Raw genomic sequence first — 26,671 nt, forward strand, 5'->3', positions numbered from 1 at the left:
ACAAAAGACCTATGCTACTGTCCTAAATTGAGTGCTTTTCAGAAATGCATAGGCTAAAAAGCACATCACAATCCGTCAATTCATCCCCGAAGCTAAAGACTTAGGGGTTTTCTTGCCGGTTTTTTATAAAAGTTGAAAGATCTGTCATGCCCCGACCCAATTTACTTTTTCAGCTTCAGCTTGTTTTTTTAATTATTCTGGTTCCCCTTTCCGGGATACCTCATCCCCATGTCTTCATTTCCCAGCGCACCGGTTTTGTTTTTGATGATAAGGGCCTGGCCGGTTTCAGGGTGAACTGGACCTTTGACGAGATGTTTTCCGTCATGATCAGCGAGGATTTTGACTCAGACCATAATCAGGCCCTGGATGCCACAGAGGTGGCGGTGATTAAGGAAAAAGCCTTTGGTTATATTGCCCCGTATAATTATTACATCCATGTCAGAATAGACGGAAAGCCCTTTGAGGTGAAGTTCATCAAATCGTTTAATGCATGGCTTGATAATGGAACCGTGTGTTATGAATTTTTCATCCCCTGTCATGTCACTGCCGTGGATACGCCCAAGCAGGTCGTGTTATCGCCCTATGATCCGGAATACTATTCCGATATCTATTTTCCGGATAAGGCACCTTTGAATATTGAAAACGCAGCTGCTTTTTCCATTGAGGCGCAGACAGCCAGGGACCCGGCCACCCTGATTTATTATGAGACGGTAAATCCCATGGCAATCTTTCTTTCGTTTAAACGAAAATAAACCTTTCCACGTTTTTAATATATTCATGGACCTGGCTTACCAAGGGGAAGGGAAGACGCCCCTGCAACGATATCCCACAGGGCCCGGACCCGGGGGTTGGAAAGATTTGCATTCCGTGTGCAAAGGGCTATTTCATAAGGAGGCAGTTCCGGCATGTTGTCCAGGACAACAATATTCCGGTAAAGCGGGCTTTTTTCAAGAACCAGCCGGGGTACAAGGCCGATTCCGAATCCCAGGTTCACCAGGGCGATAATGGCTTCATGGCCTGTAACCTGGGAATAAATGTGCGGGACCACGGCATTTTCAATAAACCACGTATCAATACGCTCCCGGCTTAGACCTTTGTCTGCAAGAATCAAAGGGAATTTTTTCCAGTCCGGTCTCCCTTTGCCGTCTGTGACCAGGACATCGGGATAATCTTTGGCTCCGATAAAAATCAGGGGACTGAGGGCCATGTTTAGAAAACTGATCTGAACACCGGGTTTTTCCGGCAGGGCTGCAATGACCACATCTGCATCCCGGTTCATCAGTCGATCCATGGCCTGGGCAGGGTCTCCTGTTTCAAGGTGGATCTGCACTCCGGGGTGCATGGCCCGGTAGCGGGGAATAAATCCGGGCAGGATACTGTAAGCGGCGGTCACCGAGCAGTAAAGGGAAAGCTGACCGGACAGGATCGCATCCTTTGATAATTCCCCCTGGAGCCGTTCAAAACGGCCGATGACATCCTCGGCATATTTTTTAAAGGCCTGTCCGGCATAGGTCAGCTCCACACAACGGTTGCCGCGTACAAGAAGCTGTTTTCCCATATCTGTTTCCAGGCGTTGAATCACCCGGGTCAGGGCAGACGGCGAAATATTGCACGCCTGGCTTGTCCGGGAAAAATGCAGGGACCCGGCCAGGTGGTAAAATAATTTAAGGGTGCGTATATCCATTTATATTTTTCAGCCTTAACGTGGTCAATGATCGCAGTTTGGCGTATTTTAAAAGAGTATTTCATTATCTGCAATGTGAAATTGCAAATGATTCATTTGACGCAACAGTGGTTTTAAGCCATTTTATTCACAACATTATTCACACACAAAGGAGATACGATATGGGTACCAATTATTTTAATACGTTGCCATTACGGCTGCAACTTGAAGAACTGTCCCAGTGCCGGTTCATGGACCCTTCAGAATTTAACGGGGTTGAGGCACTCAAGGGAAAAAAAATTGTGATTGTGGGATGCGGGTCCCAGGGCCTGCACCAGGGCCTGAATTTAAGGGACAGCGGCCTGGATGTATCCTATACGTTAAGGGAAGCCGCTATTTCCGGGAAGCGGCAATCCTGGAAAAATGCCACGGAGAACGGCTTTGCCGTAGGTTCCTATGAACAGATGCTGCCCACAGCCGATCTGGTCATCAACCTGACCCCGGACAAACAGCACACCAATGTCATTGAATCCATTATGCCGCTGATCAAAAAAAATGCCTGCCTTTCCTATTCCCATGGGTTCAATATTGTGGAAGAGGGCATGCAGATCAGAGAAGACCTCACCGTTATCATGGTGGCACCCAAATCCCCGGGCACCGAAGTAAGAGAAGAGTACAAAAGAGGCTTTGGCGTGCCTACCCTGATTGCCGTGCACCGGGAAAACGATCCCAGAGGAGAGGGCTTTGAACTTGCCAAAGCCTATGCAGCCGGTACCGGCGGTCACAAGGCCGGTGTGTTGCAATCCTCATTTGTGGCTGAAGTGAAATCGGATCTCATGGGCGAACAGACCATTTTATGCGGGGTGCTGCAGACCGGCGCGCTGCTGTGCTATGACAAGATGATTGAAGGCGGCATGGATGAAGGATACGCATCCAAACTGGTTCAGTATGGCTGGGAGACCGTCACCGAAGCCCTGAAACACGGTGGTGTCACCAACATGATGGACAGGCTGTCCAATCCGGCTAAGATCAAGGCCTTTGAATTAAGCGAGCAGCTTAAAGAACTCTGGACACCGTTGTACAACAAGCACATGGACGACATCATGACAGGTTATTTTTCAAAGACCATGATGGAAGACTGGGCCAATGATGACGCCAATCTGCTCAAATGGCGGGACCAGACCCAGGATACGGCGTTTGAAAAATCGACGTCCCAGGACGCAGACATCCCGGAGCAGGAATATTTTGACAACGGCATTCTCATGGTGGCCATGATCAAGGCAGGCGTGGAGTTGGCCTTTGATACCATGGTCTCCGCCGGCATTATTGCGGAGTCCGCTTATTATGAATCCCTGCATGAGGTGCCCCTGATCTCCAACCTCATTGCCAGGAAAAAACTGTATGAAATGAACGTGGTGATTTCAGATACTGCGGAATACGGCTGTTATCTGTTTGCCCATACTGCAGTCCCCCTGCTTAAAGATTTCATGGCAGGCCTTGATACCGATGTGATCGGCAAAGGCCTGGCCCTTGAAGACAACAGTGTGGACAACATTCGCCTGATCCAGGTTAATGATGCCATCCGGAACCATCCTGTGGAAATCGTGGGCAAAAAACTGCGTGGATATATGGGGGCCATGAAAGCCCTGCGTTAACCTCATATCGAATCATGACCAGTAAAAACAGCAAATATATCGGCAAATATCAGATTAACGCATTTCTCGGCAGTGGCTCCATGGGCCGGGTTTATCGCGTCACCATCCCGGTGCTTGAAAAAACGGCAGCTTTAAAATTGTTCACCCCCAGCCGGTCGTTGATTAAAAAGGTTGGTTTAACAAGCCTCAGAGCGCAGTTTATTCATGAGGCAGCGGTGATTGCAAATATCCGGCACCCCAATGTGATGAGCATCTGGAGTCTTGAAGAGACAGCAGCGGAATTGTTTTACCTGATGGACTATTACTGCCGGAATCTGGGACAACTCATTGGCGAATCCTATTGGGCGGACAGGCCCTCCAGAACGGTGTCTGTTGAGAAAGCCTGCCATTACCTGGCCCAGATTATTGAAGGGCTTTGCCGTCTGCACGAGGCGGATATCATTCACCGGGATATAAAACCCTTTAATATTATGATTGCAGATACAGGAACGGTGAAGATTGTTGATTTTGGTCTTTCCAGACGAAGGGGTGACAAACAATTTCTTGGTGCAGAAAAACTGACCATCGGCACACCGTTTTATAGTGCTCCGGAACAGATTGATTCTCCTGAAACCGTGGATCAAAGAGCAGATCTGTATTCTGCCGGGGTGATCCTTTACCGGATGCTAACAGGTCATCTGCCCGATAAAATTCCAGCCCTGCCCAGTGAATTAAATGCACAATTGGATCGCAACTGTGACCGGTTCATTCTCAAGGCGATTGCCCCGCATCCGGATGACCGGTTTCAGACAGCGGACACAATGTCAGCAGGATTAAAGGCGTTTTGGGTGCAATATAAGAATGCCAGGCAAAGGGAATGTGTTGCGCCGGATGATATTGTTCAGGAAAAAAAGACGGCTTCCCAGAATAAACCCACGCAGATCAAACCCACGCTCCCCATCAGATCCGAATCGTCCAGAATACTTGCAAAAGATGCCAGGGCGGTTTTCAACCTGGATGATCTGCACCAGCCGGCGGTCTTTGTTGAAAATGCGTTTCAGAAAATAAATGATACCACGGTGATAGACCATGCCACTAACCTGGTCTGGCAGCAATCCGGTTCCCGCTATCCCATGATGTGGGATCAGGCCCAACGCTATATCCGGATGCTGTCCGAATCCGGATTCGGCGGATATCGAAACTGGCGCATGCCCACCATTAACGAAATACTTTCCCTGGTAAACCCGATGCATGATGACGATTTCTGCATGGAGCCTGTATTCTCACCCGATCAAAAGTGGCTCTGGAGCAGTGATACCCGTTCAAAAAAATCTGTCTGGACCGTGGATGCTCAAATGGGATTTGTGACCTGCAGCGATCTTTTTGATTATAATTTTGTCAAAGCGGTCTGTTCTGTAACTTGAGAGTATAGGAATTTCCATTTCCCAGTACCCAGCACCCAGCACCTAACAGCCCGCCCAAAGGGCGCTAAGTTCATGATCGCGTGTAAAATAAAGAAAAGAGGGAGGCTTATTTTTTTATGTCCGGATCTACCGCCTGGGCATATTTAAACGGCAGGCCTGCGGCCACTATTTTTCGGGCGGCTGTTTGATTGTCATAGTCTATATACCGGATGTCCAGACAATATCTTTCCGTATCCCAGATCACATATTTGGCTCTGGGGTCGCCGCCACGGGGCTGGCCGACACTGCCGGCATTCACCATATATTTTTTATTTTTTTCAAGCTGAGTCAACCCCGGATTCAATGGTTGAACCTGAATCTCGCCATCTTCAGGGAAAATAAGGGTTAATCTGTGGGTATGCCCTAAAAAACAGATGGATTCTTTTATCTGCCCAAACGCATGGCGCAATTCAGCGTCGGGGATTTGATGAAGATAATGTCGAACAGAATCCGGCCAGAACCCATGGACAAAAAAAGCCTGATACCGAGAAAGATTGACGGGTAATCCTTTTATATAGTCAATAGATGATGGTGACAATTTGGATAAGGTGTAATCTATAGATTTTTTTACATCCCTAGTATACCACTTATACACTTTTTTATTTACACAGGCCAGTTCATGATTGCCGATAATCGATGGTATCCTGCTTGCGATGATCTGTTGGATAACCGCCTCGGAATCAGCGCCGTATCCGATATTATCCCCCAGGGAAATAATTTTATTGACTGCCTGAAGTGCCATATCTTTCAGTACTGTTTTAAATGCCTCAATATTACCATGAATGTCTGAAATAACGGCGATTCGCATATTGTTTCCATGTTTGTTTAATCAAAAACCAAATGTAGCATGATGGATGAATTTTAACAATATTACAAAAGAGCCCAAATTAAATCTATGCAATACGGTCCCTATTTGATAAAATCTATAATATGTCACGGCATCTATAGTCACGATCTATCCAACGACAATCTCTCTGCTCTGGCTGTGGCAAAGGGCGTTGGTTTTTTTCCCAGGTAGAAAACCGCAAATGTGTATCACATCTTTTCCGGAGGTAAGATATGGACAGTAAAGAACTGAAAAAGCTGCTGGCCGGCTTATGCATTGCCGGGCTGCTCACCGGGTCTACGGCCACCCTGTCCGGCTGTACGAACGGAAGTGGCTGAGGAGACAAAAATTCGGGAACAGGTAGTTCCCAGAGTGACTCAAGTAATGATAACAGCGGTGCAGGTGGCACCGATGAGAAAAAAAGCACAAGCGGCTGAGGCTAAACATCAAGCATGCAGGCTGCATGCATTACGCGTGGCGACCGGCCCCATGAAGTGCCGGTAAAAACAAGGAACCCAAGCGACGGTTAACCGTGAAAATTAACAACCATCTTTCAACCTGTGACGTTTTAACACAGCATTTCCCCAATTGCCGCAGGATTCTGGGCAACATCACCTGGGACGGAATTCTTGCGGCATTGGGCAAACCAAGTCCGGAATCATTCATCCACTTCCTGGATGCCTCCGAACTTGATCCAACGGCGCAAATCAAAGATATTGCGCCTTATATTTACGATCTGGCCTGCATTGAGCAGGGAATTTTCAAACTCTCCGACAAAGAGCCATCCGATTTATCCCCGCGCGAAACGGTGTTTGTCAATCCCGACCTGATGCTGGTCCCCGTGTCATGGAAGCACCTGCCCGATGCCATGGCCGGATATGGTAACAAGCCCCCGCAAAAGCCGGAGCCGGGAGAAGGCCATGTCCTTATATGGCGGGAGCCTGTAACCTGTCACTTGATGTGCCGGGATGCAACCGACGATGACCTGCTGGCTTTAAAGCTAATGGTCGAGGAAATTGATTTTGACACCGCTGCCCGCCGGGGCAAGACGTCAAGGGCCAAAATTCTGGCCGTCTTCCACCATGCCGTCAATGAGGGCATTCTTATCAATCCTAAGTCCCTTATCCGCCGGAACCCTGAACTATTAACGGATAACCCAGGGTTTGAGTCTTATATGGTGTCGGACAGTTTTACCCTTCAATGGCACATCACCCAGGCCTGCGATCTTCATTGCAGGCATTGCTACGACAGGAGCAGCAGGCATTCGATCCCCTTTTCCAAGGCCATGGAGATACTGGATGATTTCTTCGATTTCACCCTTGCCGCACACGTAAGAGGCCATATTACCTTCACTGGTGGAAATCCCTTGCTCTATCCTGATTTTGAAAAACTTTATTACGAGGCCTCCCAAAGGGGATTCTCCCTTGCCATACTTGGGAATCCCGCACAAAAAGAACCCATTACACGGCTTCAAGAGATCCAACCCCTGACCCACTATCAAATCAGCCTGGAAGGCCTGGAAGCATACAACGACTATATCCGGGGTAAGGGCCATTTCAAAAGATCCCTTGATTTTCTGGACCTTCTCCGGGAACAGGACGTTTATTCCATGGTCATGCTCACCCTGAACAGCGACAATATGAACCAGGTGCTCCCCCTGGCTGAAATTTTGAGGGAAAAAACCGATTCTTTTACCTTTAACCGGCTGGCCATGGTCGGGGAGGGTGCCGCCTTAACCCTGCCGGAGCCCGAAGATTACCGCCGGTTCTTACAAAAATTTGTACGGGCTGCCGCATCAAATCCGGTTATCAGAATGAAAGACAACTTGATCAACATCGTAAAGGAGGACACAGGCCGGGATCTGTTTGGCGGTTGTACCGGATTCGGCTGCGGCGCGGCGTTTAATTTTGTCGCCCTCCTGCCGGACGGTGAAGTCCATGCCTGTCGAAAATTTCCCTCATATATCGGCAGTATCAATGAAAATTCACTGGATGAAATATACACATCTGCCAGGGCCAGACAATACAGGGACGGCAGTTCCGCCTGCAAGGGATGCCGCCTCTCCCCTGTGTGCCGGGGATGCCAGGCCGTCGCCTACGGTATGGGACTCAATGTCTTCACCGACCGTGACCCGTTCTGCTTTTACGAGAACCGCCCCTCCGGGGCGACCCTGGGGGTTTGACCCTGGCCGTAGCTTGAGCGGTATGTGGGTTCCGGGGCCAGAAATGCTTGGGATAACGTCCCATGAGATCTTTTTTTACCTCCTGGTAGGTATGTGCCCAGAAATGAGCCAGGTCGGTTGTGATCTGAACCGGCCGGGATGCCGGGGATAGCAGGTGAAGGGTTAATGGTACCTGGTCTGCGGCAATCACAGGGGTGGCAGCCATGCCGAACACTTCCTGGATTCTGACCGCAAGCACCGGAGATGCCAAAGGCCCGTTTTTATCGGCGTACCGGATGGGAATGGTTGATCCGGACGGTACCCGGATATGGGTGGGGGCATGCCGGTCTACTGTTTTTAACTGATCCCAGGTAAAAAGCGCTTTTACGGCAGCATCCAGGTCCACGCGCTTGAGTCCGGCAGCAGAGGTCACCCCGCAGCAAAGAAAGGGACCAAGCCAGTCTGCCAGCGTCTCTGTCAGGGCCTTATCTCCCACATCGGGCAACCGGGCAAAATCCGGAAAGGCCTTGGCAAGACCTTTCAGAAAAATCACCCTGTCCCTGAAATTCATGGTTTTTTTCCGCCAGTCAAGTATCTGAAGACCGGTTTCCCTGATTCCCCTGATCAGGGCGGATTTCACCGCTTCCGGGTCCGGTGCCGGCAACGGCGTTTGGCTGACAACAATCCGGCCGAACAGGGTTTGCCTGACCGCCTTTACAGAATCGGTCCCCGGGTCCCAGTCCACGACGTCCTGGGTTGCCAGTTCCCTTGGGAAGTCATTTTCCAAATCTGCCCGGTCCAGTCCTGCGGCCAGAAAAATACGCGCATTCTTTGCCTGGCCGTCCACCTCAACAGCCACAATAAAATCACGGGCAGACAAGGAATTCTTCGTGTCAAAAAACACACCACTGCCTTTGGCGGTTAAAAAGGACAACGATCCGGCACTGCGCCTTACCGCCACCCGGTCCGGGAAGGCCTGGGCCAGAAGCCTTCCGGCCGCATTCATATCCATGCCCCGGCCTTGAATATTAAACAGGCCGGCAAGCCGCCGGGATTGGGCCAGGATGGATAAGGCCCTCTCCCGATGGGGGAACTCTCTTTTATGCGTTCTGGCATGCGATAGTTTGGCCAGCATCTCCAGGCGCAGTACGATATCGGGGTCCCGGTGGCCATATTCAGCGGTAACAATATCTTTTTCCTCAACCAGTGCACACAGGCAGCATCCTAAAAAGCCGTGGCCCATCTTTTTGGCCCGCAGAACCATATGGGCCAGCCGGGGATGGATACCCGCCGTCAGCATCTCCCGGCCATGGGCCGTGATTGCGCCCCCATGGTCCAGGGCGCCCAGGGAAACAAGCAGGTCTTTTGCCGCTGCAACCGCCTGGGGCGAAGGGATGTCCAGCCACTTGAGTTCGGATGGATCACGCACCCCCCAAAGGGCAAGCTCGAGGACCAGGTGTGCCAGATCCGCGTTGAGGATTTCAGGACGGTTGAACGGTACAAGGCCCTGGTGCACATATTGGGGCCACAGGCGGTAGCAGATGCCTGGAGCGGTGCGGCCGGCACGGCCCCTGCGCTGGTCTGCAGACGCTTTGGACACAGGCCGGGTTTCAAGCCGGGTCATGCCCCGGCCCGGTGAAAATTCAGGCTGGTTGACCAGGCCTGCATCCACCACCACCCGGATACCCTGGATCGTCAGGGATGTCTCGGCAATGGGGGTGGCCAGAACGATTTTCCTGTTTCCTGGTGCTGACGGCTCAATGGCCGCTTTTTGATCCTTGAAAGAGAGGCTGCCGAACAAAGGGATCACTTTTACAGCGGCATCCTGCTTAAATTTTTCATTTAATTTGCCGACAAGACGCCGGATGGCTGCGGCACCGGGCAGAAAAACCAGAATATCTCCGTCATGGCAGGCCATGGCCTTGACCACGGTATTCAGACAGGTGGGCAGAATACCGGCCCATCCAGGCTTGGAACCGGAAGCCCCCTTTTGATTGTGCGGATCCACATATATGGTTTCCACAGGCCAGGTTTTGCCCTGGGACGAAATCACCGGGGCATTTCCCAAAAGACCGGACAATGCCCGGGTGTCCATGGTGGCGGACATGACCGCAATGCGCAGGTCTTCGGCAAAGCCTTCCGCCGCATCAAGGCTTAAGGCCAGGGCCAGATCCCCATGGATATGGCGTTCATGGAATTCATCAAAAATAACAAGCCCCACCCCTTCCAGCCCCGGATCAGACTGCAGCCGGCGGGTAAGGATTCCTTCGGTGACAATCTGTACCCGGGTTTTGGGGCCAATGCATGTTTCCATGCGGACCTGGTATCCAATACGCCGGCCCACAGGTTCCCCAAGAAGTTCAGCCATATGGGCGGCACAGGCCCGGGCCGCCAGCCGCCTGGGCTCCAGCATGATGATTTTTTTATTTTTCAACCAGGGACGAGCCATCAAAGCCAGGGGCACAAGGGTCGTCTTTCCGGCCCCCGGCGGGGCTGCCAGCAGGGCATAACGTTTCTCTTCCAGGGCGTTGTCCATCTGCCCCAGCACCGACACCACGGGCAGATCTGAAATACCGGGAAACTCTTTTACCTTGCGTGGCAGCATTGAAAGGCCGTTTTCCACATGGCGGGTCATAGCAGGTTCTTTCGGACTCATTCCTTAATCAGCTAACGGGTCTTCACCAGTCTCCCAGCCGGCCAGATACTTTTCAACCAGATGAAAATCTTCACCCGGATGCTGGGTGAAGGTGATATATTGATTTTCAGTCTCTACATTGAAATTATTTTTAACAATATTCATATATCGAAGTGCCAGTTCTCTTCGTTGCGCTATGGTACGGCCTTCCCTGATATCAAGATTCATCAGACAGATCTCATCTTCCGGATTGGCCCGACCGATCGTTAAATTGTATTTACTGTATTCTCTGATTGATATGGCGATATGGTCAGTTCCGGTATCCATTATTTCAGCAAAGGCGGCACGTATCTCATTAGCAAACGTATTTTTAATGCTGTTTTCAACCTGTTGATTAATTTCAAATTGTAAGTGTGGCATGTTTACCTCCTTTTAAGAATCAGTGAGATTTAATGGTACATCTCTTGCAGATTATATGCACCCAAGTAAATAAAAAAAATTATGAGTTCAGGTCCGCTTCAATGATGCTTCTTACGACATCTGTGGTCGTCTTGATTCCATTTTCCATTTATTTGTGATGTAGTCCACAGTAAGTCATTACAGGTTCCCAACTGGATTAACACATGTTGCTCTTTTCCAAAAAACACCGGCACAGCTTGCCTCCCAGATTATGTGTGATTAAAAAGTCCGGTTATGCGACAATTTTTCAGCCTGTCTCAACACCAATTCAATAGCGTCATCCCTTTTATCCGGGGGATACTTGTATTTCTTCAACAGCCGCCGGATCATGTTTCTCATTTTGGCCCGCACGCTGTCACGCACCTGCCAGTCCACTGTTGTGCCGGCGCGCAGCTTTTCAGTCAGTTCATGGGCAATCTTTTTGAGGATCTCATTGCCAAGTTCCCGCACCGCACTTTCGTTGTTTGCCAGGGCATCGTAGAAAGCAATTTCGTCAGGAGACAACCCCAGCTCTTCATCCCGTTTCATGGCCTTCTGGAAATCCTTGGCCATCCGGATCAACTCTTCAATAACCTGGGCGGTTTCAATCGCCCGATTGTGATATTTCCGCAGGGTTTCCAGCAGTCGTTCACCGTATTTCATTTCCTGAACCACATTATTGCGGGTGCGGGCTTTGATGGCGTCACGCAGCAGTTTCTCAAGCAGTTCAACCGCCAGGTTTCTGCCGGGCATCTGTCGTACATCCTCCAGAAATTCGTCGGACAGGAGACTGATATTGGGCTTGTCCAATCCGGCCAGGGCAAAAATATCAGCCACCCCGTGAGCCACCACCGCATTATCAAGGATCTGCTTGAGAACGGAATTCTTTTCCTCTTCGGTTCGTTTCTTATCAACCGTGGTGTGTTTGATGATTGCCGCCTTGATCGCTGAAAAAAAGGCAATTTCCTTTCTTAGTGATGCTGCCGCATCCAGGGTACTGCACAAAGAAAAAGCTTTGGTGATAGCGGCCATGGCATCAAGAAAACGCTTCTTGCCGTCATCAAGGCCCAAAATATGGTTGGCAGCCATGGGGAGCAGCATGACTGCATTGGTCTTATAATCACTGTAATCAAAACCATGGAACATGGCCCGGACGACTTCCAGCTTTTCAAGCAGCAGAGCATAAGCCTCTTCGGCCAATAGAGTCGGCGTGCCCCTGCCCTTGGAATCGGTGTAATCCTTCAATGCCTGTTTCAGCTCATTTCCGATACCGATATAATCCACCACCAGACCGCCCGGTTTGTCTTTAAATACCCGATTCACCCGTGCAATGGCCTGCATCAGATTATGGCCCCGCATGGGCTTGTCAACATACATGGTATGGCAGCATGGGGCGTCAAAGCCGGTCAGCCACATATCCCGGACAATCACCAACTGCAGAGGGTCGTCCGCATCTTTGAACCGTTTCTCCAGCCGCTTTTTGATCTTCTGGCTGTACACATGCGGTCGCAACAATTCACGGTCCGAGGCAGACCCGGTCATGATAATTTTAATTGCGCCTTTCTCAGGGTCTGGATCATGCCAGACCGGCTGCAGGGCGGTAACGGCATTATAAAGATGCACGCAGATTTCCCGGCTCATGCAGACGATTAACGCCTTGCCGGGGGTCACCTCGATCCGGGCCTTAAAATGAGTCACCAGATCCTCGGCCACCTCTTTCAGCCGCGGTTCAGCCCCCACCAGTTTTTCCAGTGCTGCCCATTTACCCTTGGTCCGTTCTCGTGCGGCAATGTCTTCCTCATCCTCAATGACCTCTTCCACCTCCTCGTTCAGCTCTTCAATGGCGTCACGGTTGATGTCGAGTCTGGCCAGCCGGGATTCGTAATATATCGGAACCGTGGCCCCGTCGTCCACCGCGTCCTGGATGTCGTAGATGGAAATATAATCCCCGAACACTGCGCGGGTGTCCTTGTCTTCCATGGAGATCGGTGTACCTGTAAAACCGATGAACGAAGCATTGGGGATGGCATCCCGCATGTGCTTGGCAAAACCGTAAATATATTTGCCGGTCCTGGTGTCAAGCCGGGCCGTCAGGCCATACTGGCTACGGTGGGCCTCATCGCTGATCACCACGATGTTGCTGCGGATGCTCAACACCGGGTGGGTCTCTTCACCGTTTAGCAAAGAGAACTTCTGCACTGTGGTAAAGATGATGCCGCCCGCCTGCCGAGCTGCCAGCATCTCCCGCAAATCATCCCGGCTGCCTGCCTGCACCGGGGTCTGCCGCAGCAGTTCCCGTGCATTTGTAAAGGTATTGAAAAGCTGGCCGTCCAGATCATTCCGGTCTGTCACCACCACGATGGTCGGGTTGTTCATCTCCGGCTGTTGCAGGAGTTTGCCTGCATAACAGCACATGGAGATACTTTTTCCGGAGCCCTGCGTATGCCAGACCACACCGGCCTTACGCGATCCCGGCACCACTTCCTGCCCATAACCGGCTCTATTCTCGGCAATCTGACCGTCTTCCGGCTGCTTTGATGCGATCACCGTTACCCGCACCGCCTCCCGCACCGCGTGGAACTGGTGGTATCCGGCGATCTTTTTAATAACGGTATCGCCTTCCTGTTCAAAGATGATAAAATAACGGATATAGTCCAGCAGCAGTTCCGGATCGAAAAAACCCTTGACCATCTTTTCCAGCTCATATTCCAGGAGCGGTTTGTCATCTTCATGTTTCAGAGTGCGCCAGGGCATGAACCGCTCCTTGTTGGCGGTCAGAGAACCGATCCGGGCCGTCCAGCCGTCGCTCACCACCAGGGCCTCGTTAAAAACAAACAGGTCTGAAATTTCTTCCTTGTAGGTCTGCAGCTGATTGAAAGCATCCCAAACATCGGTCTGCTCGTTGCTCGGGTTTTTCAACTCAATCACCGCCATGGGCAGGCCGTTGACAAACACCACCACATCCGGCCTGCGATTCATCCTGGTGCCCTGGATGGTAAACTGGTTGACCACCAGGAACTGATTGTTGCGGAAATTGTTGAAATCGATGAGCTGGGCGTGGTCATGCCTGGTGTCGTCGCCATCACTGTACGCCACCGGCACGCCTTCCAGCAGCAGCCTGTGGAAGATGCGGTTGTTATGGATAAGGACCGGCGATTCCGGCTTGATAACGGTAAGAACAGCCTCTTCAAGAACGTGCGTGGGAACATGGGGATTGATCGTCTGCATGGCCGCAAGCAGACGATCTGTTAGCACCACCTGCTGGTAGTCCACCCGCTCCGGCATCTCTCCGTCATGGGCGATGTCCGGGCCAAATGCGGTTTCATAGCAGCTTTCGCGAAACCACCCCAGGCAAATTTTTTCGAGCTGGTCTTCGGTGATCATTTATACCCCATAAAATCTTCTGATATTTTTAACGCTTAAAAAAAACGCAATTCCACATAATAGTTAACATTTTGATATCAAAGATTTTTTTGCCGCCAAATTATGTTTAATTACGTGTAAATTATGTTTGCAAAAAATTTTTGAACATAAAAAAAATCATTCGCCTCCGGGATACCATAAAGCCCCTCTGGTTTTCCCAACCACGTGCGCAGCGCCTTCGTTTTTTAATTCCCGCATCAAAGTCTGCACCTGGTTATAGCTCAAAGCCGGGAGCACCTGCAGTAATTCATCAAGTCGGGTGCCTGTCTTTTTGTTGCCCATGATATGCTTCAACAGCAACGCCTTGTTGGTATCACGGTCCAGTCCCTTCTTTCGGGTATAGACGCCCTTTTTCCCGGCCATGGCATAAAATCGCTTTGACAGGATATATTTCCCTTTTCCTGCCCGGACAATAACACCCAGGTCCAACAAGCGATGAATCCTATCTGAATAGTCCGGAGGCAGAGATTCTTCCCTGTGGATAAAATCGAGCAGCAAAAAATCCCTGGTTGTAAACGAAGCTAAGACCTCTTTACCAACTTTTTCCAGAAAATGAAGAAAGAGCGGGTCCTGCACTTCGCCGTGCAGGGTCAATGATACTTGATAGTCATCGGTATCATTGAAGTCCGGCATGGGCTTGCTTTCCTTTATGCACTCCTCGAACATCCGGTTGGCTCCCTGGCCGGATCGTTCAACCAGGCCGCATTTGGCAAAAATTTCCGCGATCCGCCTGTTGCGAGGAAATTGCCGCCACAGAATATTGTCCACCGTAATTCCGGCTGGAAACCCGCCGGGACTGACAATTTCAAGCCGGGTCGGATATTGGCGGATAAACACCGATCCGCCGAGCCGATAGTCCCGGTGGCTTATGGCGTTCAGAATGGCCTCCCGCACCACGGCTTCGTTAAAGGTGGGGATTTCCTGCCGGAAGAGACCATCCTGGTAGTGGAACAGATCATTTCTGAGGTTTATGGTTTCCCATAGCTTGTCATGAATCAGAAAAAAACCTTCCCGGAACTCCTTGCGCTGCTGGTAGGGGATGGAGGCCTCATTGGACCGGTACTCATAAATGATTTCCGCCTGGGCCAGATGCCTGGAAAGCGCCCTAGTGGTTCCCAGGAGGATCAAGGCAGCGATGGTAATACTGCGATCAACAACAAATTCCGCATCCTCAAGAAGCTGTTCTGCCGGCAGTTCCCGCAGGGATTCGTTTCCTGAACGTCTCGCCCACACGGCGCGGAACCTCTCAATTGCTTCGGGGGCAAGGTCAGCAAGCGTTGCTTTGGGGCATATCTCAGCCGAGAAGTCCGGGCCGGACTCGTCAAAAATTCGTTTGAGCATATCTGGAGTCATGGGCACCAGGTCTTCCCCGCCACGCATCCAGTAGGTCCCCTTATACTGGACAGGCATGCCGATGGGGCGCGAAGGGATCTCGAATACCAGCACCCGTCCCTGGGAGTGCAGAATTTCTTCGACAAAAATTCGCAGGCGCAGTCGTTCCAGCAGACCGGCCTTGGTCCGTTCCAGATTCTCAAAGGCAGCAGTCCCTACAACCTGCCGGGGCGGCTTGTCTGTCACCCCAAACACCATATGGCCGCCCCCCTCATTGGCAAGGGCAACGCAATAGCCAACCAGTTTCTCAAAATCAAATCGATTTTTAGCTTCCTTGAATTCCAGGTGTTCGTCCTCGGATGGGATGTCCAGCCATTTTTCGAATTGGGTTATGGTGACACTCACTCTTCTTGCACTCCTTCGCTTTCATCTTTTTGGGCTTCCGACAAAGCGGCTAATATTTTCTCAGTCACTGGATCTCGTAAAGCAACCGGATAGCTATATTTCCGCAAAATAACCCGCGCAATATTACGGAGCTTAGCCTGGATAGCATCCCGGCTTTCCCAATCCACAACCTTGTGTTTTTCAAATTCCTTGCTGAGCTGTTTTGCAATGAGTTGTATACGGCCGGGTTCGACCTGGGAGCTTTTCTCAGGTCCATTCAAAAGAGCTGTTAATCTTTCCACTTCATTCAAGTCTTCGGGGACTTCTGCTGGAATAATTTCTGCGGTTACCTCGTCACCTAATTTAACTGTATCCGAAACCTCTTTCTCTATTGCTCCTTCTTCAATGGCCTGTTGCCGATGCGCCTCCTCCATTAGAAGATTGCAATAGTCAGATGCCCCAATGAGATCAGGAAAGAGACTTGCATGATGCACATTCATGCGTCTCAGACTCCGTAGGCAACCTTCCCGGTCTTCGTTCCTGATGTAAATTTTGCATATATAGCGGGCCAACACATCCGCTTCTGACTCTTCCGCCGCCTCTTTGAATTCATCAAAGTCAGAGATGGTTTCGATAAGTTTGTTTTCAATGGTCGCGTCGGTGGGGGAAAAAGTAAAAAGTCCGGCCTGGTTCACCAGGCGGCCATGATCATCTTTGCGGGGTTCAAGCAGCCGAATGTCCGGGCACTGGTCATCATCGGCCACAAAGGATTTGTTAAGGACGTATACAGCACGATAGGGATTATCTTCTTCTCCCTGTTGATCCTCTTTGGCAAAGGCAAAAAACAGGGCAACATAGGGGGAATAGGTCCAATCCAGCAATGGCGTCATCAGACCATGATGCTGGCCGACGGACCAGAGTTCATCCTCCTGCTCAGACTCAACAAGTAGAGAGGTGTCTTTCAATCTGCCGCGCACCGCCCTTCTGAAAAGATCAAGTTGTTTTTCTGCCAATTCGGCACTGACAATGCCATTTTCCGTCAAGCGGCCAAGGGTGGGGAGCAGACTCCAGTCATAGCGCCGATGCCCACGAAAAGTAAACTGAACACCGTTGGTGTTGAAGAGGTCACTTTCCAGCAATTCGGAAAAATCCTGCCAGCGTTCAAGTCTGGTTGCAGGAATACGCCCGCTAAGACGGTCAGCCATAATCTCGAAACATTTTCCATCTCCTTTCCAGACTGGTATGCTTTCCCAATATTTATTATTCATGATTCACCACTAGGGCACCTGGCTCAGATCTATTTCGCCGGAAAGGAGTTTAGGAAGAAGGGTGTCTCTTAACTCTGTCAAACTTAACGATTGAAGATCGTTCTGAAAAATAGCCTTGTAGAATGTGCCAATATACTCTCCATATTTGCTATTAAGTTGATTATTCGGTACGACAACCTTTTTTATAACAAAATCGGGCCAGTGGCCTTTATACTCAATGAATTCCTGTTTGCCGTATGTTGCGCCATAAACCCAATAAATGTCGAAATCAATTCCTTTGAGCGGAAGCACGTTTTGAATTGCTGAAAAATTATGCATTATCAGACGCATGTAACAGGTATGGTTCGCAAATACTATGATTGGCTCATCAGGGGAGGCTGTTACCCCAGGTTTATCATTATGGTATCCAATAATGCCTGACTTCCCTTGGTCCAGTATAGGGACATCTCCTTGCTCTGACGCAGTTTTTTTAGAGTATTTTTTGCCAACTGGAAATCGTTTTATAATGTCTTCAATTTTTCTGACCTCCCACCCCCACGGGATCAAACCCAACTCAGATTCGGAGAGTTCATCGGGGAAGAGAGCAGCAGTTGCAGCAAGTTGTTCTCGCTGATTTGGAGATAGCTGGTCAAGCTCATCGTCGGTTTTGCAGCTGATGGCGCACATGGCGGCGCGTTCCGGGTCCTGACAGTTGGCTTTGGCCTCGATTTTGGCCTTGACCGGCCCGAAATCCACAAACCAGGATTTAAAAATGGCCTGAACCATCTCCTCCAAGGTCCGATTTATCTGGCTGTTTAGTTGAATTTTATCGTCGAGAGTTTTAAGAACATGAGCAATTTTTTCTTGCTCCTTTCGAGGTGGAACAAGTAGCTTTAACCGGCCTATAATTTCGTTGTTTAAGCTGGCACGTGTAGACATTAGGGTAGAAAAAGCCATCATTGATTTTCTAAAGGATGGACTTCTCAAATAATATCCGACATATTCTGGTAGTAATTCAACCTCACTTTTTGGCCTTAAACGTTTTGCAAATCCATTAAACGTAGCATGCTCATAATCTTTCAAGGCAACGCAACTCATTCCCAGTTCATTAATCGTTTCGCTGGTCCGTGTAAGGAAGACATCTCCTCTTTGTATCGAGCAAGACTCTCTTTCCCGCTCATTTGTCTGCACAAGCCCTGTCAAAGTTTCTGGGACAAAAAAATTATAAAATACATCTTTGAAAGAGAGAAAAGGATAACCAGAACCAAAGTCTTTTGAGGATTTAGATAGTCCAGATCTGATTTCATAAAGCTCTGTTAGAGGGATAAAAGACCAATCAGCACTCATAACCTAACCCCGCCAGATTTTGTTTAATCTGCTCTTCCAACTGGCCACTCTCCTCAAACTGTTCTGAAAGCTGAATTGTCAAACGAGCCATTTTCTCGGTAAAAGGTTCGCCGTCGTCCTCCTCTTCCGCAGCCCCCACATAACGGCCTGGAGTTAGCACATGGCCATGCTTGGTGATTTCATCCAGAGTGGCAGACATGCAGAATCCGGCCTCGTCTTCGTATCCCTCACCCTTCCGCCAGGCATGGAAGGTTTCGGCAATTTTGTCAATGTCCTCCTTTTTGAAATCCCGCAACACCCGATCCTTCATATAGCCAAGGTTGCGGGCATCAATAAACAATACTTTCCCGGAGCGGTCCCGGAAGCCGTTACGTTCTTTTTTGTTGCGGGTCAGAAACCAGATACAGGCCGGAATCTGGGTATTGGTGAAGAGCTGGCCGGGCAAAGCCACCATGCACTCCACAAGATCGTTTTCAATCAGGGCCTTTCTGATCTGTCCCTCGGTGTTGGTGTTGGAACTCATGGAGCCGTTGGCCAAAAGCAACCCCATGGAACCATTGGGTGCCAGATGATAAAGCATGTGCTGGAGCCAGGCAAAATTGGCGTTGCCCGTCGGCGGCCTGCCGTATTGCCAGCGCGGATCATCATCGCTGACGCCGGTGTCCCACTCTTTCATATTAAAAGGCGGGTTGGCCATGATGGTGTCGGCCCGCAGGTCAGGGTGCTGGTCATTGGTAAAGGTATTGGCCGGCTCCTTGCCGAAGTTGAAGTCCAGACCCCGGATCGCCATGTTCATGGCTGCTAGCTGCCAGGTGGTGTGGTTGTACTCCTGGCCGTAGATGGAGACATTACCGAGCTTGCCGCCATGCGCCTTGATAAACCGTTCACTCTGCACAAAAAAACCGCCTGATCCCATGGCCGGATCATAGACTCTTCCGGCGAAGGGCTGCAGCATTTCAACAATCAGCGAAACAATGGACTTCGGGGTGTAGAACTGGCCCCCCTTCTTTCCTTCGGCCAAGGCGAACTGCCCAAGGAAATATTCATAGACATGGCCGAGGATGTCCTTAGACTGCAGGGTTTCGTGGGCAAAAGGAATTTCGGAAAGCAGGTTGATCAGCTCGATGAGCTTGGACTGGTCGATCTGCAAGCGTCCGTATGATTTATTCAGCACCCCTTTTAATTTGGGGTTGTCCTTTTCAATGGCCTCCAGGGCATCGTCGATGAGCCGCCCCACGCTGCGGAAGGTGTAGGTGCGGGTCTTGCCGTTCTTGATCTCGATCTCGGTGCCCGGTGCAAGGGTGGCATTGTCGCGCAGGGTCTGCCAGCGGGCCAGCTGCGGCACCCAGAAGACGTTCTTTTCAGTGTAATAATCCCGAATCTCCAACTCGTCAGCAATCTCGGCCTGGTATTCGTCCTCGGAGTCATAATCCCCGGGATCAAGAAAATAGTCATGCTCCGAATCCTTGAACTGCTCAATCAACTCCTGTCGCCGAATATCAAAGGCGTCCGACACATATTTAACAAACAACAACCCCAGCACCGCATGTTTATACTGGGCAGCATCAAGAGTGGAGCGCAGCTTGTCCGCCGCATTCCATAACTTCTTATCCAGGGCATCGAGAAATCTTTGTTCCTTATCCGGCATGGATTTTATTTCCTTTTACTTGGAGTTTGACTGTCCGCCAGCCACTGGTCGATAATATCCCGCCTGAACCGCCAGTGCTTGCCCACCTTCTGGCCGGGAACCTCGCCTTTCTGGGCCAGTTTATACAAGGAGGACTTGGAGATTTTCAGATAGACCGCCAACTCTTCTATAGTGAGCACATTGTCCTGATTTTCTGTCATCATACGTCCTGCATTAGAGTGAATGATATTATCCGTTTTTAGCAGTTAATAGACGAAATGGTCAAGACTCTTCCTTGCTGATGCTTACAGCAAATTTAATGATAAGAATTTGTTTAAATCAGTATGAAAAATTAACAGGATTCCTGCATGTTCAACCATGCGGAATCAAGCGTGTTAAAAAGAGTGTCCATGGCATATCGAAAATGTGACCAATCAAGCCATTGACCATCCATCAATCCTTCGGTCTCAGGCTCGTATCGGAAATGCCACCCTGTTTCATCCATCTGGTGCAGGGTCATGATCCATTCTTTTATTAGAGGCGAAACCGGTATGGTTCCAAAGCGTATGAACATAGATGGCTTCAAAATGACAGCCTGAATTAAGTCCGGCAACAATAGCTCCGACATCTGGTTCGTCTTCCCAAAAATGATTTACATAAAGTAGTGTCAGCACATCCTCCTCAGTAAAAATACGTGGCATTCCCTTTTGGGGATCTGTTGAAGCTGAAAGGTTGTCGCGGAATTGGTATGCCCATGTTTTAAGCTGCTGGATATCGACTCCAAATATTCGGGCTGTTTCTGCAACACCATACGTCATGAAATGATCACCTCCCTATATTAAATCGTTAATAGCATGACCACGGCCACTATTCCCGCACTCACCTGTGTGGCTGCCAACAATCCGTTCTGTGTTTTCCGTTTATCTTTTGGTATGTACATGATTTGACCGTCAGGGCAATTGGGGTTTTATTTTTTGTTTGTATTCTGAATCCGAAAATCCGATTCGATAAAAAGAAAATTAACGACTTTGTTTGATTTTTTTAACATGCAGTAATTATTACTCAATTTTTTTTGGGGATTGTGTATTGTGGGATATGGAATTAAAACTGAAGTCTCTTCCGGGTAAATAGTGATGGGAGCGGTCAACTATAGTCATTTTCTTTTTAAAACTTGATTGTTATTTTTCATTTTGAGCAACTAATTTTTCACTTTCACAATATCATTCTCTCTGCTATAATTCCTTAAGTTCTTTGAAAAGATATAGGGTTATGCTTTACAGACCTGAAGCATGTAAAATCTTTTGGGCTATGTGCATAAAACAACCGCGAAAACCAAGCTTTGTGTTGTGCATCACAAAAAAGTAGTAAGTAGTAAATACCGTAGGTTCTACGGAATTTTAAGCCTGTGGAGAGGAAATGAGACCTAAGCAGTTTGTTCGGGCACACTCTATGAAGCAGGAATTTCTCATCATTCATACTCGACGGGTAAGAATGAGTAAGAAGAAAGGAACAGGATCTGAAAAAACAAATAACGGAGGAATAGATAATGATAAAGGCTGTTTTTTTTGACATGAATGAGACGCTGCTCAATTTGAGTGTACTCAAAGAGCACTTTGACAAACATTTTGAAGACAGCTATGCACTGAAGTACTGGTTCGTCAAGCTACTTCATACATCCACGGTAACGGGTGTGATGGATGAATATAAGAATTTTGGAGAACTGGCCGGTGTTGTGCTGGAGAGTTTATTTTATGAAAACGGCAAAATACTGACAAGTGAAACAAAAACTGAAATCCTGACCTCATTCAGGAAAATGCCCCCTTATTCAGATGTTGCAGATGCACTTAAGCTGCTGAATCAGAATAACATCAGGACGGTTGCGGTCTCAAATTCTTCACGGGAAATGATAAAAGAGCAGCTTACCAATGCAGGCATCATTGACCTGTTCCACGCCTATTACTCGGTAGACGCCGTTCAAAAATATAAGCCCTTTAAGGAAATCTATCAGTATGCAGCCCGGGAAGAAAATATTCCCACTGAAAATGTGGTTATGGTTGCCAGCCATGACTGGGATCTGTTCGGGGCGAAAAAAGCCGGACTTAAGACCGCCTGCATTGAACGCAAAAAAGAAATATTCAATCCCTATTATTTCCCGGCGGATTTATACAAAACCGATTTAGTGGAATTGGTCCGGGAAATTATCAAAATCAAATAATTTTTGGAGGATAACCCATGGCCCGGACAATAAAACAGAATATCATCCCCAAAGAGCAGGCTGTTTTCCGGATGGACAAAGACGGTGCCTGGCACAATGAACACGGAAAACTGGAACATCCTAAAATTATAAACTATTTCAATCAATCCATTCAAAAAGACGACCAGGGATATTTTTTATGCCAGACCATAAACATGGAAACTGACGCCCATTTGATTAAATTTACCCAGAAAGCCCTGGCCCGGATGACATCGTTTCTAAAAGAGACCCCCCAGGGCCTTGTTTTGAATGTTGGCCGGACACAAACGCTTATTCGTGAAAAATAATTCAACGCCATAATGAATTATTTCAGAATTGAAATTGTCCGACCCTTGCCTGACCATCAGATATTTTATTTATTTTATAGCTTGCCGATAATGGATTTCTTATTGTTGACGATGCAATGAATAATGGCTTTGGCTAAAAAAAATGTATTCGTTTTTCCAGGGATTTATCCATCAGATCTCAAGTTAAAAAACCGCTTCGATTAAGCTGGATTTTTAACATTCATAAATGCACAGGGATTGGTTCTAACCTCGGCCGCTGTTAGGTGAAGGCCACCTTGCCTGCCCTAACGAGGGCAACCACAGAGGAATTGCCCCTACGAAAAACGGCCGGCAACAGAATCAAGCCTAAAGCACGTCTGTTGTTGTGCTTTTTCAAAGAGGAGATGGTTGACGATGCAACCAACTTTGGGCGATACGCCCGCCGTTCGGGCGGTTTTTTACTTGACTCCCGGGTTGCTCGGATAGTATAGGCCGATATCTTTAGCTTATTGATAGTTACATTAATAATCACTTTTAAATTGTGAGGTAACATGAAAAAATGGTCTGTGTTCGTCGTGCTTTTACTGTGCCTGTCCTGGGCATCCCATGCTTCAGCCAAAACCACTCTTCGATACGCCAATTTCTTTCCGCCCACACACATCCAAAGCCAACTTGCTGAAAGCTGGTGCAAGGAAGTTGAAAAAAGAACCCATGGGGAAGTGGTTATTCAGTATTTCCCGGCCTCTACCCTGACCAAAGCCCCCCAGACCTACGACGGGGTCGTCCAGGGGATTGCCGATATCGGTATGACCGCTTTGGGATATTCCCGGGGCCGGTTTCCGGTGGCAGAGGCCATTGACCTGCCCATGGGGTACACCTCCGGGGTCCAGGCCACGGCCGTGGCCAATGCCATGTACGAAAAGTTCAAACCTGAAGAATTCAAGGAGACCCATATCCTGTTCTTCCATGCCCATGGTCCGGGCCTGATCCACACCCGGGATAAGGAAATAAACACCCTCGAAGACTTAAAGGGCCTTAAGATCAGGAGCACAGGCACCAGCGGCCTGGTCATGGATGCCCTGGGTGCGTCGCCGGTGGGTAAAAGCATGCGGGAATGCTACCAGATGCTGCAAAAAGGCGTGGTGGACGGCTCCTGCCATCCCATGGAATCCAACAAAGGCTGGAAACTGGGCGAAGTGGTCCATTACATGATTCAGAATTTTTCCACCGCTTATACCACCACCTTTGGTGTCTTTATGAACAAAAATAAGTGGAACAGGCTTACCCCGGAACAGCAGAATGCCATTACGGAAATCAGTCTGGCGTGGGCAGTGAAACACGGAGAGGCCTGGGACGAATCCGACAAAGCCGGCATGGCGTTTTTCAAGGAAAAAGGCGGGGTTGTCATTCCCCAGTCAGAAGAAGAAGCTGAAAAATGGCGTGAAGCTGCGCGGCCGGTTCTTGACAACTACATTAAAAAAGTTTCTAAAAAGGGTGTAGATGGAAAGGCGGTTGTGGATTTTATTAAATCCAACATGTAATATCTGGATCTGAATTTAAATAAACTGCGCCCATGGGCACGGTAGAAATTATTTATGGAAGAATCCGTCTACCTGGCGGATTCTTCCTAATTTTTTGTTAATACGCTTACAATAATAACAGGCCGTTGTATGAAGTTGCTGGACCGTTTTTTAAACCTTGTTTCCAACCTGCTCAAATCTGCCGGCGCCCTTGCATTGACGCTGATGATGCTCATTACCGTGGTTGATGTGGCAGGTCGTTTTTTCAAACACCCCATTTTCGGATCTGTGGAGATTGTGGGATTTCTGGCCGTTGCGGTTGCTGCGGCAGCCCTGCCGCATACCTATAAAGTTGGTGGACATGTGGGGGTGGAGATCGTCACCCGGTTTTTGCCCCGCAGGATGCGCCTGCTCCTGGACCTGTTTACCCGGACCTTGACGTTGATTCTTTTTTCAGTGGTTGCCTGGCAGATGTTTGTTTATGCCAAAGACATGCGGCAGGCCGGCGAAGTTTCCATGAACCTGGAATTCCCGCTGCATTATATTGTCCTTGTCCTGGCCGTGAGCCTTGCTTTTTTTTCAGGCACCATCCTTCAGCAGATTGTTGACACCGTCAACCAGTTAAGAAAAGGTACACCCACATGAGCCCCGTTGTTGCAGGAATCGTCGGCATTGCCGCCATGATTATCATGTTCATGACCCAGATGCCGGTTGCGTTTGTTATGGCCCTGGTGGGGTTTTTGGGATTTTCAATCATGACAAGCCCGGATGCCGGGCTTGTGCTGTTATCCAGGAATATCTATGAAACCTTTGCCTCCTATGATCTGACCACTATCCCGCTGTTTATTCTCATGGGGCAGCTTGGATTCAACTCCGGTATATCCAAGCGGCTCTATTCCGCGGGTTATAAATTTCTGGGCAGCGTGCGCGGGGGGCTTGCCATGGCAACGGTAACCGCCTGCACGGCATTCGGGGCCGTATGCGGCTCAAGTCCGGCCACGGCCGCCACCATGGCAACAGTGGGATTGCCCGAGATGAAACGGTTCAACTATGATGATGCCCTGGCCACGGGCTCTGTGGCCTCGGGCGGCGGCATCGGCATGATCATGCCCCCGTCCGTGGTGCTGATCATCTACGGCATTTTAACGGAGCAGTCCATTGGCCAGCTTTTTGTGGCCGGTATATTTCCGGCGCTCCTTGTTACCATGCTTTTTATCAGCGCTGTTTTTTTTACCTGTCTTATGGACAGAAACGCCGGGCCTGCCGGGGAAACATTCTCCTGGACAGAGCGGCTTAAAGCGCTTTTGGGCCTTAGCGAAACCCTGATGATTTTTGCCCTGGTGGTGGGCGGCATTTTCTACGGACTGTTTACCCCCACGGAAGCTGCTTCCGTAGGCGCTTTTGGTGTACTGCTCATTGCGGTGATCAAACGTCAACTCACCTGGAAGGGGTTCGTAAAATCCTTAATGGAAACATTGACCACCTCCTGCATGGTTTTAATGCTGATCACAGGGGCCGTTATCTTCGGCAAATTCCTGGCCGTTACCCGGATTCCCTTTGAGATTGCATCCTGGGTGAGCGGGCTAAGTATGGCGCCGGCCCTGGTCATTGCCGTGATTATTTTTATCTATTTTATAGGCGGCTGTTTTATGGATGCCCTGGCCTTTGTTACGCTCACGGTTCCCATATTTTTTCCGGTGGTCATGGAGCTGGGGTATGACCCCATATGGTTTGGCATTATCATTGTCATGGTCACGGAGATGGGGGTTATCACACCGCCTGTGGGCATCAATGTCTATGTTGTGTATGGGGTGGCCAAAAACGTGCTGTCCCATAACGTGGCCCTGGAAAAAATATTCAAGGGCATTACCCCGTTTCTGATTGCCCTGATTATCGGGGTTATCATTCTTATTGCCTTTCCCGCCATTATTTTGTTTCTTCCCCATTTGATGTACGCCTGAAAAGTTGTTAAAAAAATGGGCATCCTTCATTTTCCGTTTGACACTTCGTAAAATCAAAATGTGTTTTTGAGATGCTGAAAATTATTTTTTAAAAAAAATACTGTGAACAGCACGTTCCTTTAGTGTACTTTAGAATTGAACAAAAAAACAAAGACACAGGAGGAAATATGCTGCTCACAGATATAAATAATTTACCAGAATTTGTTTTTACAGGAAAGAAATTTTTACGCCGTAAAGAAATAACTGAAGCTATCCGAGGCCATATTGCCGTTAGCGGTTTTTTAGCCATGCAAAATTCGCAATATGGTTTGATTACAAATCTTTCCAGACAATTTAATGTATCTCGTACATTTATTTATGATGCAATTAACAGCTTGAAATCAGTACTCTCCATTATTTTTAATAAAGCCCCTTCAAAAATCAATTCGGTTGATGAAAAAAAAGTTTTGTCATATATTTTATCTTTAAGGTTGGAAGGTAAATGCAGTAT

Annotated in this window: 22 protein-coding genes; 11 read left to right on the top strand and 11 right to left on the bottom strand. The window is 48.9% G+C overall.

The annotated features are described in order from the left end of the window. Nucleotides 1–146 precede the first annotated feature (146 nt). Entirely contained in the window at nt 147–752 is a 606-nt protein-coding gene (locus tag HXW94_RS03745; protein ID WP_178365553.1) for a DUF1007 family protein, read from the top strand. Between the two features lie 23 nt (nt 753–775). On the opposite strand, the gene ilvY is transcribed toward HXW94_RS03745, so the two are convergent. Further along, entirely contained in the window at nt 776–1,684 is a 909-nt protein-coding gene (ilvY, locus tag HXW94_RS03750; protein WP_178365554.1) for an HTH-type transcriptional activator IlvY, read from the bottom strand. Between the two features lie 161 nt (nt 1,685–1,845). Here ilvY and ilvC point away from each other — a divergent pair, with 161 nt between their 5' ends. Both ilvC and HXW94_RS03760 read left to right on the top strand, forming a co-directional pair. Further along, nucleotides 1,846–3,318 carry a ketol-acid reductoisomerase gene (gene ilvC, locus HXW94_RS03755; protein WP_178365555.1) on the top strand — a complete coding sequence of 491 codons (1,473 nt, stop codon included), beginning with the start codon at nt 1,846–1,848 and terminating at the stop codon, nt 3,316–3,318. A gap of 14 nt (nt 3,319–3,332) precedes the next feature. Beyond that, entirely contained in the window at nt 3,333–4,721 is a 1,389-nt protein-coding gene (locus tag HXW94_RS03760; protein WP_178365556.1) for a protein kinase domain-containing protein, read from the top strand. 106 nt (nt 4,722–4,827) lie between these two features. Here HXW94_RS03760 and HXW94_RS03765 read toward each other — a convergent pair whose 3' ends face one another. Next, nucleotides 4,828–5,568: a metallophosphoesterase family protein gene (locus HXW94_RS03765; RefSeq protein WP_178365557.1), complete on the bottom strand. Its 741-nt coding sequence runs from the start codon at nt 5,566–5,568 to the stop codon at nt 4,828–4,830. A 251-nt stretch (nt 5,569–5,819) separates the two neighbouring features. On the opposite strand from HXW94_RS03765, the gene sbtA reads away from it, so the two are divergent. Continuing rightward, the gene (gene sbtA, locus HXW94_RS03770) at nt 5,820–5,924 is read left to right on the top strand and encodes an SbtA family thio(seleno)oxazole RiPP natural product precursor (RefSeq protein WP_178365558.1); all 105 of its coding nucleotides are present in this window, start codon (nt 5,820–5,822) and stop codon (nt 5,922–5,924) included. 194 nt (nt 5,925–6,118) lie between these two features. After that, nucleotides 6,119–7,768 (top strand): thio(seleno)oxazole modification radical SAM maturase SbtM, encoded by a 1,650-nt coding sequence (gene sbtM, locus HXW94_RS03775; RefSeq protein ID WP_178365559.1) that lies wholly within the window; start codon nt 6,119–6,121, stop codon nt 7,766–7,768. Here sbtM and hrpB read toward each other — a convergent pair. From hrpB to HXW94_RS03820, 9 genes are all read right to left on the bottom strand, one after another. After that, on the bottom strand, nt 7,704–10,403 hold the full coding sequence (hrpB, locus tag HXW94_RS03780) for an ATP-dependent helicase HrpB (RefSeq protein WP_246293719.1): 2,700 nt from the start codon (nt 10,401–10,403) through the stop codon (nt 7,704–7,706). The two genes, sbtM and hrpB, sit on opposite strands and share 65 nt — an antisense overlap. Nucleotides 10,404–10,406: 3 nt before the next feature. Further along, a complete protein-coding gene (locus HXW94_RS03785) occupies nt 10,407–10,802 on the bottom strand; it encodes a tautomerase (protein WP_178365560.1) in 396 nt (131 codons plus the stop codon). Between the two features lie 258 nt (nt 10,803–11,060). Beyond that, complete coding sequence (locus tag HXW94_RS03790; RefSeq protein ID WP_178365561.1) at nt 11,061–14,204, bottom strand: type I restriction endonuclease subunit R; 3,144 nt, start codon at nt 14,202–14,204, stop codon at nt 11,061–11,063. A gap of 156 nt (nt 14,205–14,360) precedes the next feature. Beyond that, on the bottom strand, nt 14,361–15,980 hold the full coding sequence (locus tag HXW94_RS03795; RefSeq protein ID WP_178365562.1) for an ATP-binding protein: 1,620 nt from the start codon (nt 15,978–15,980) through the stop codon (nt 14,361–14,363). Further along, a complete protein-coding gene (locus HXW94_RS03800; RefSeq protein ID WP_218576551.1) occupies nt 15,977–17,164 on the bottom strand; it encodes an FRG domain-containing protein in 1,188 nt (395 codons plus the stop codon). The genes HXW94_RS03795 and HXW94_RS03800 overlap by 4 nt, the downstream gene beginning before the upstream one ends. A gap of 72 nt (nt 17,165–17,236) precedes the next feature. After that, nucleotides 17,237–18,553, bottom strand: coding sequence for a restriction endonuclease subunit S (locus tag HXW94_RS19175; RefSeq protein ID WP_218576552.1), 1,317 nt, complete (start codon nt 18,551–18,553; stop codon nt 17,237–17,239). Continuing rightward, complete coding sequence (locus HXW94_RS03810; protein WP_178365563.1) at nt 18,543–20,201, bottom strand: class I SAM-dependent DNA methyltransferase; 1,659 nt, start codon at nt 20,199–20,201, stop codon at nt 18,543–18,545. Before HXW94_RS03810 ends, HXW94_RS19175 begins: the two co-directional genes overlap by 11 nt. A gap of 5 nt (nt 20,202–20,206) precedes the next feature. Next, complete coding sequence (locus HXW94_RS03815; RefSeq protein WP_246293720.1) at nt 20,207–20,404, bottom strand: helix-turn-helix domain-containing protein; 198 nt, start codon at nt 20,402–20,404, stop codon at nt 20,207–20,209. Nucleotides 20,405–20,677: 273 nt separating this feature from the next. Next, a complete protein-coding gene (locus tag HXW94_RS03820) occupies nt 20,678–20,998 on the bottom strand; it encodes a MerR family transcriptional regulator (protein ID WP_178365564.1) in 321 nt (106 codons plus the stop codon). Nucleotides 20,999–21,726: 728 nt separating this feature from the next. Here HXW94_RS03820 and HXW94_RS03825 point away from each other — a divergent pair. From HXW94_RS03825 to HXW94_RS03850, 6 genes are all read left to right on the top strand, one after another. After that, nucleotides 21,727–22,395, top strand: a complete 669-nt coding sequence (locus HXW94_RS03825; RefSeq protein ID WP_178365565.1) for a haloacid dehalogenase type II — start codon at nt 21,727–21,729, stop codon at nt 22,393–22,395. 17 nt (nt 22,396–22,412) lie between these two features. Beyond that, a complete protein-coding gene (locus tag HXW94_RS03830; RefSeq protein ID WP_178365566.1) occupies nt 22,413–22,721 on the top strand; it encodes a hypothetical protein in 309 nt (102 codons plus the stop codon). Nucleotides 22,722–23,251: 530 nt separating this feature from the next. Next, nucleotides 23,252–24,241, top strand: coding sequence for a TRAP transporter substrate-binding protein (locus tag HXW94_RS03835; RefSeq protein ID WP_178365567.1), 990 nt, complete (start codon nt 23,252–23,254; stop codon nt 24,239–24,241). Between the two features lie 129 nt (nt 24,242–24,370). Then, on the top strand, nt 24,371–24,865 hold the full coding sequence (locus tag HXW94_RS03840) for a TRAP transporter small permease (RefSeq protein WP_178365568.1): 495 nt from the start codon (nt 24,371–24,373) through the stop codon (nt 24,863–24,865). Continuing rightward, on the top strand, nt 24,862–26,181 hold the full coding sequence (locus HXW94_RS03845; protein WP_178365569.1) for a TRAP transporter large permease: 1,320 nt from the start codon (nt 24,862–24,864) through the stop codon (nt 26,179–26,181). Before HXW94_RS03840 ends, HXW94_RS03845 begins: the two co-directional genes overlap by 4 nt. Before the next feature lie 167 nt (nt 26,182–26,348). After that, nucleotides 26,349–26,671 (top strand): hypothetical protein (locus HXW94_RS03850; protein WP_178365570.1); only part of this gene is annotated, 323 nt, incomplete at its 3' end.

Origin of the sequence: Desulfobacter latus (assembly GCF_013389365.1) — a bacterium.
In the GTDB taxonomy this organism is placed as follows: domain Bacteria; phylum Desulfobacterota; class Desulfobacteria; order Desulfobacterales; family Desulfobacteraceae; genus Desulfobacter; species Desulfobacter latus.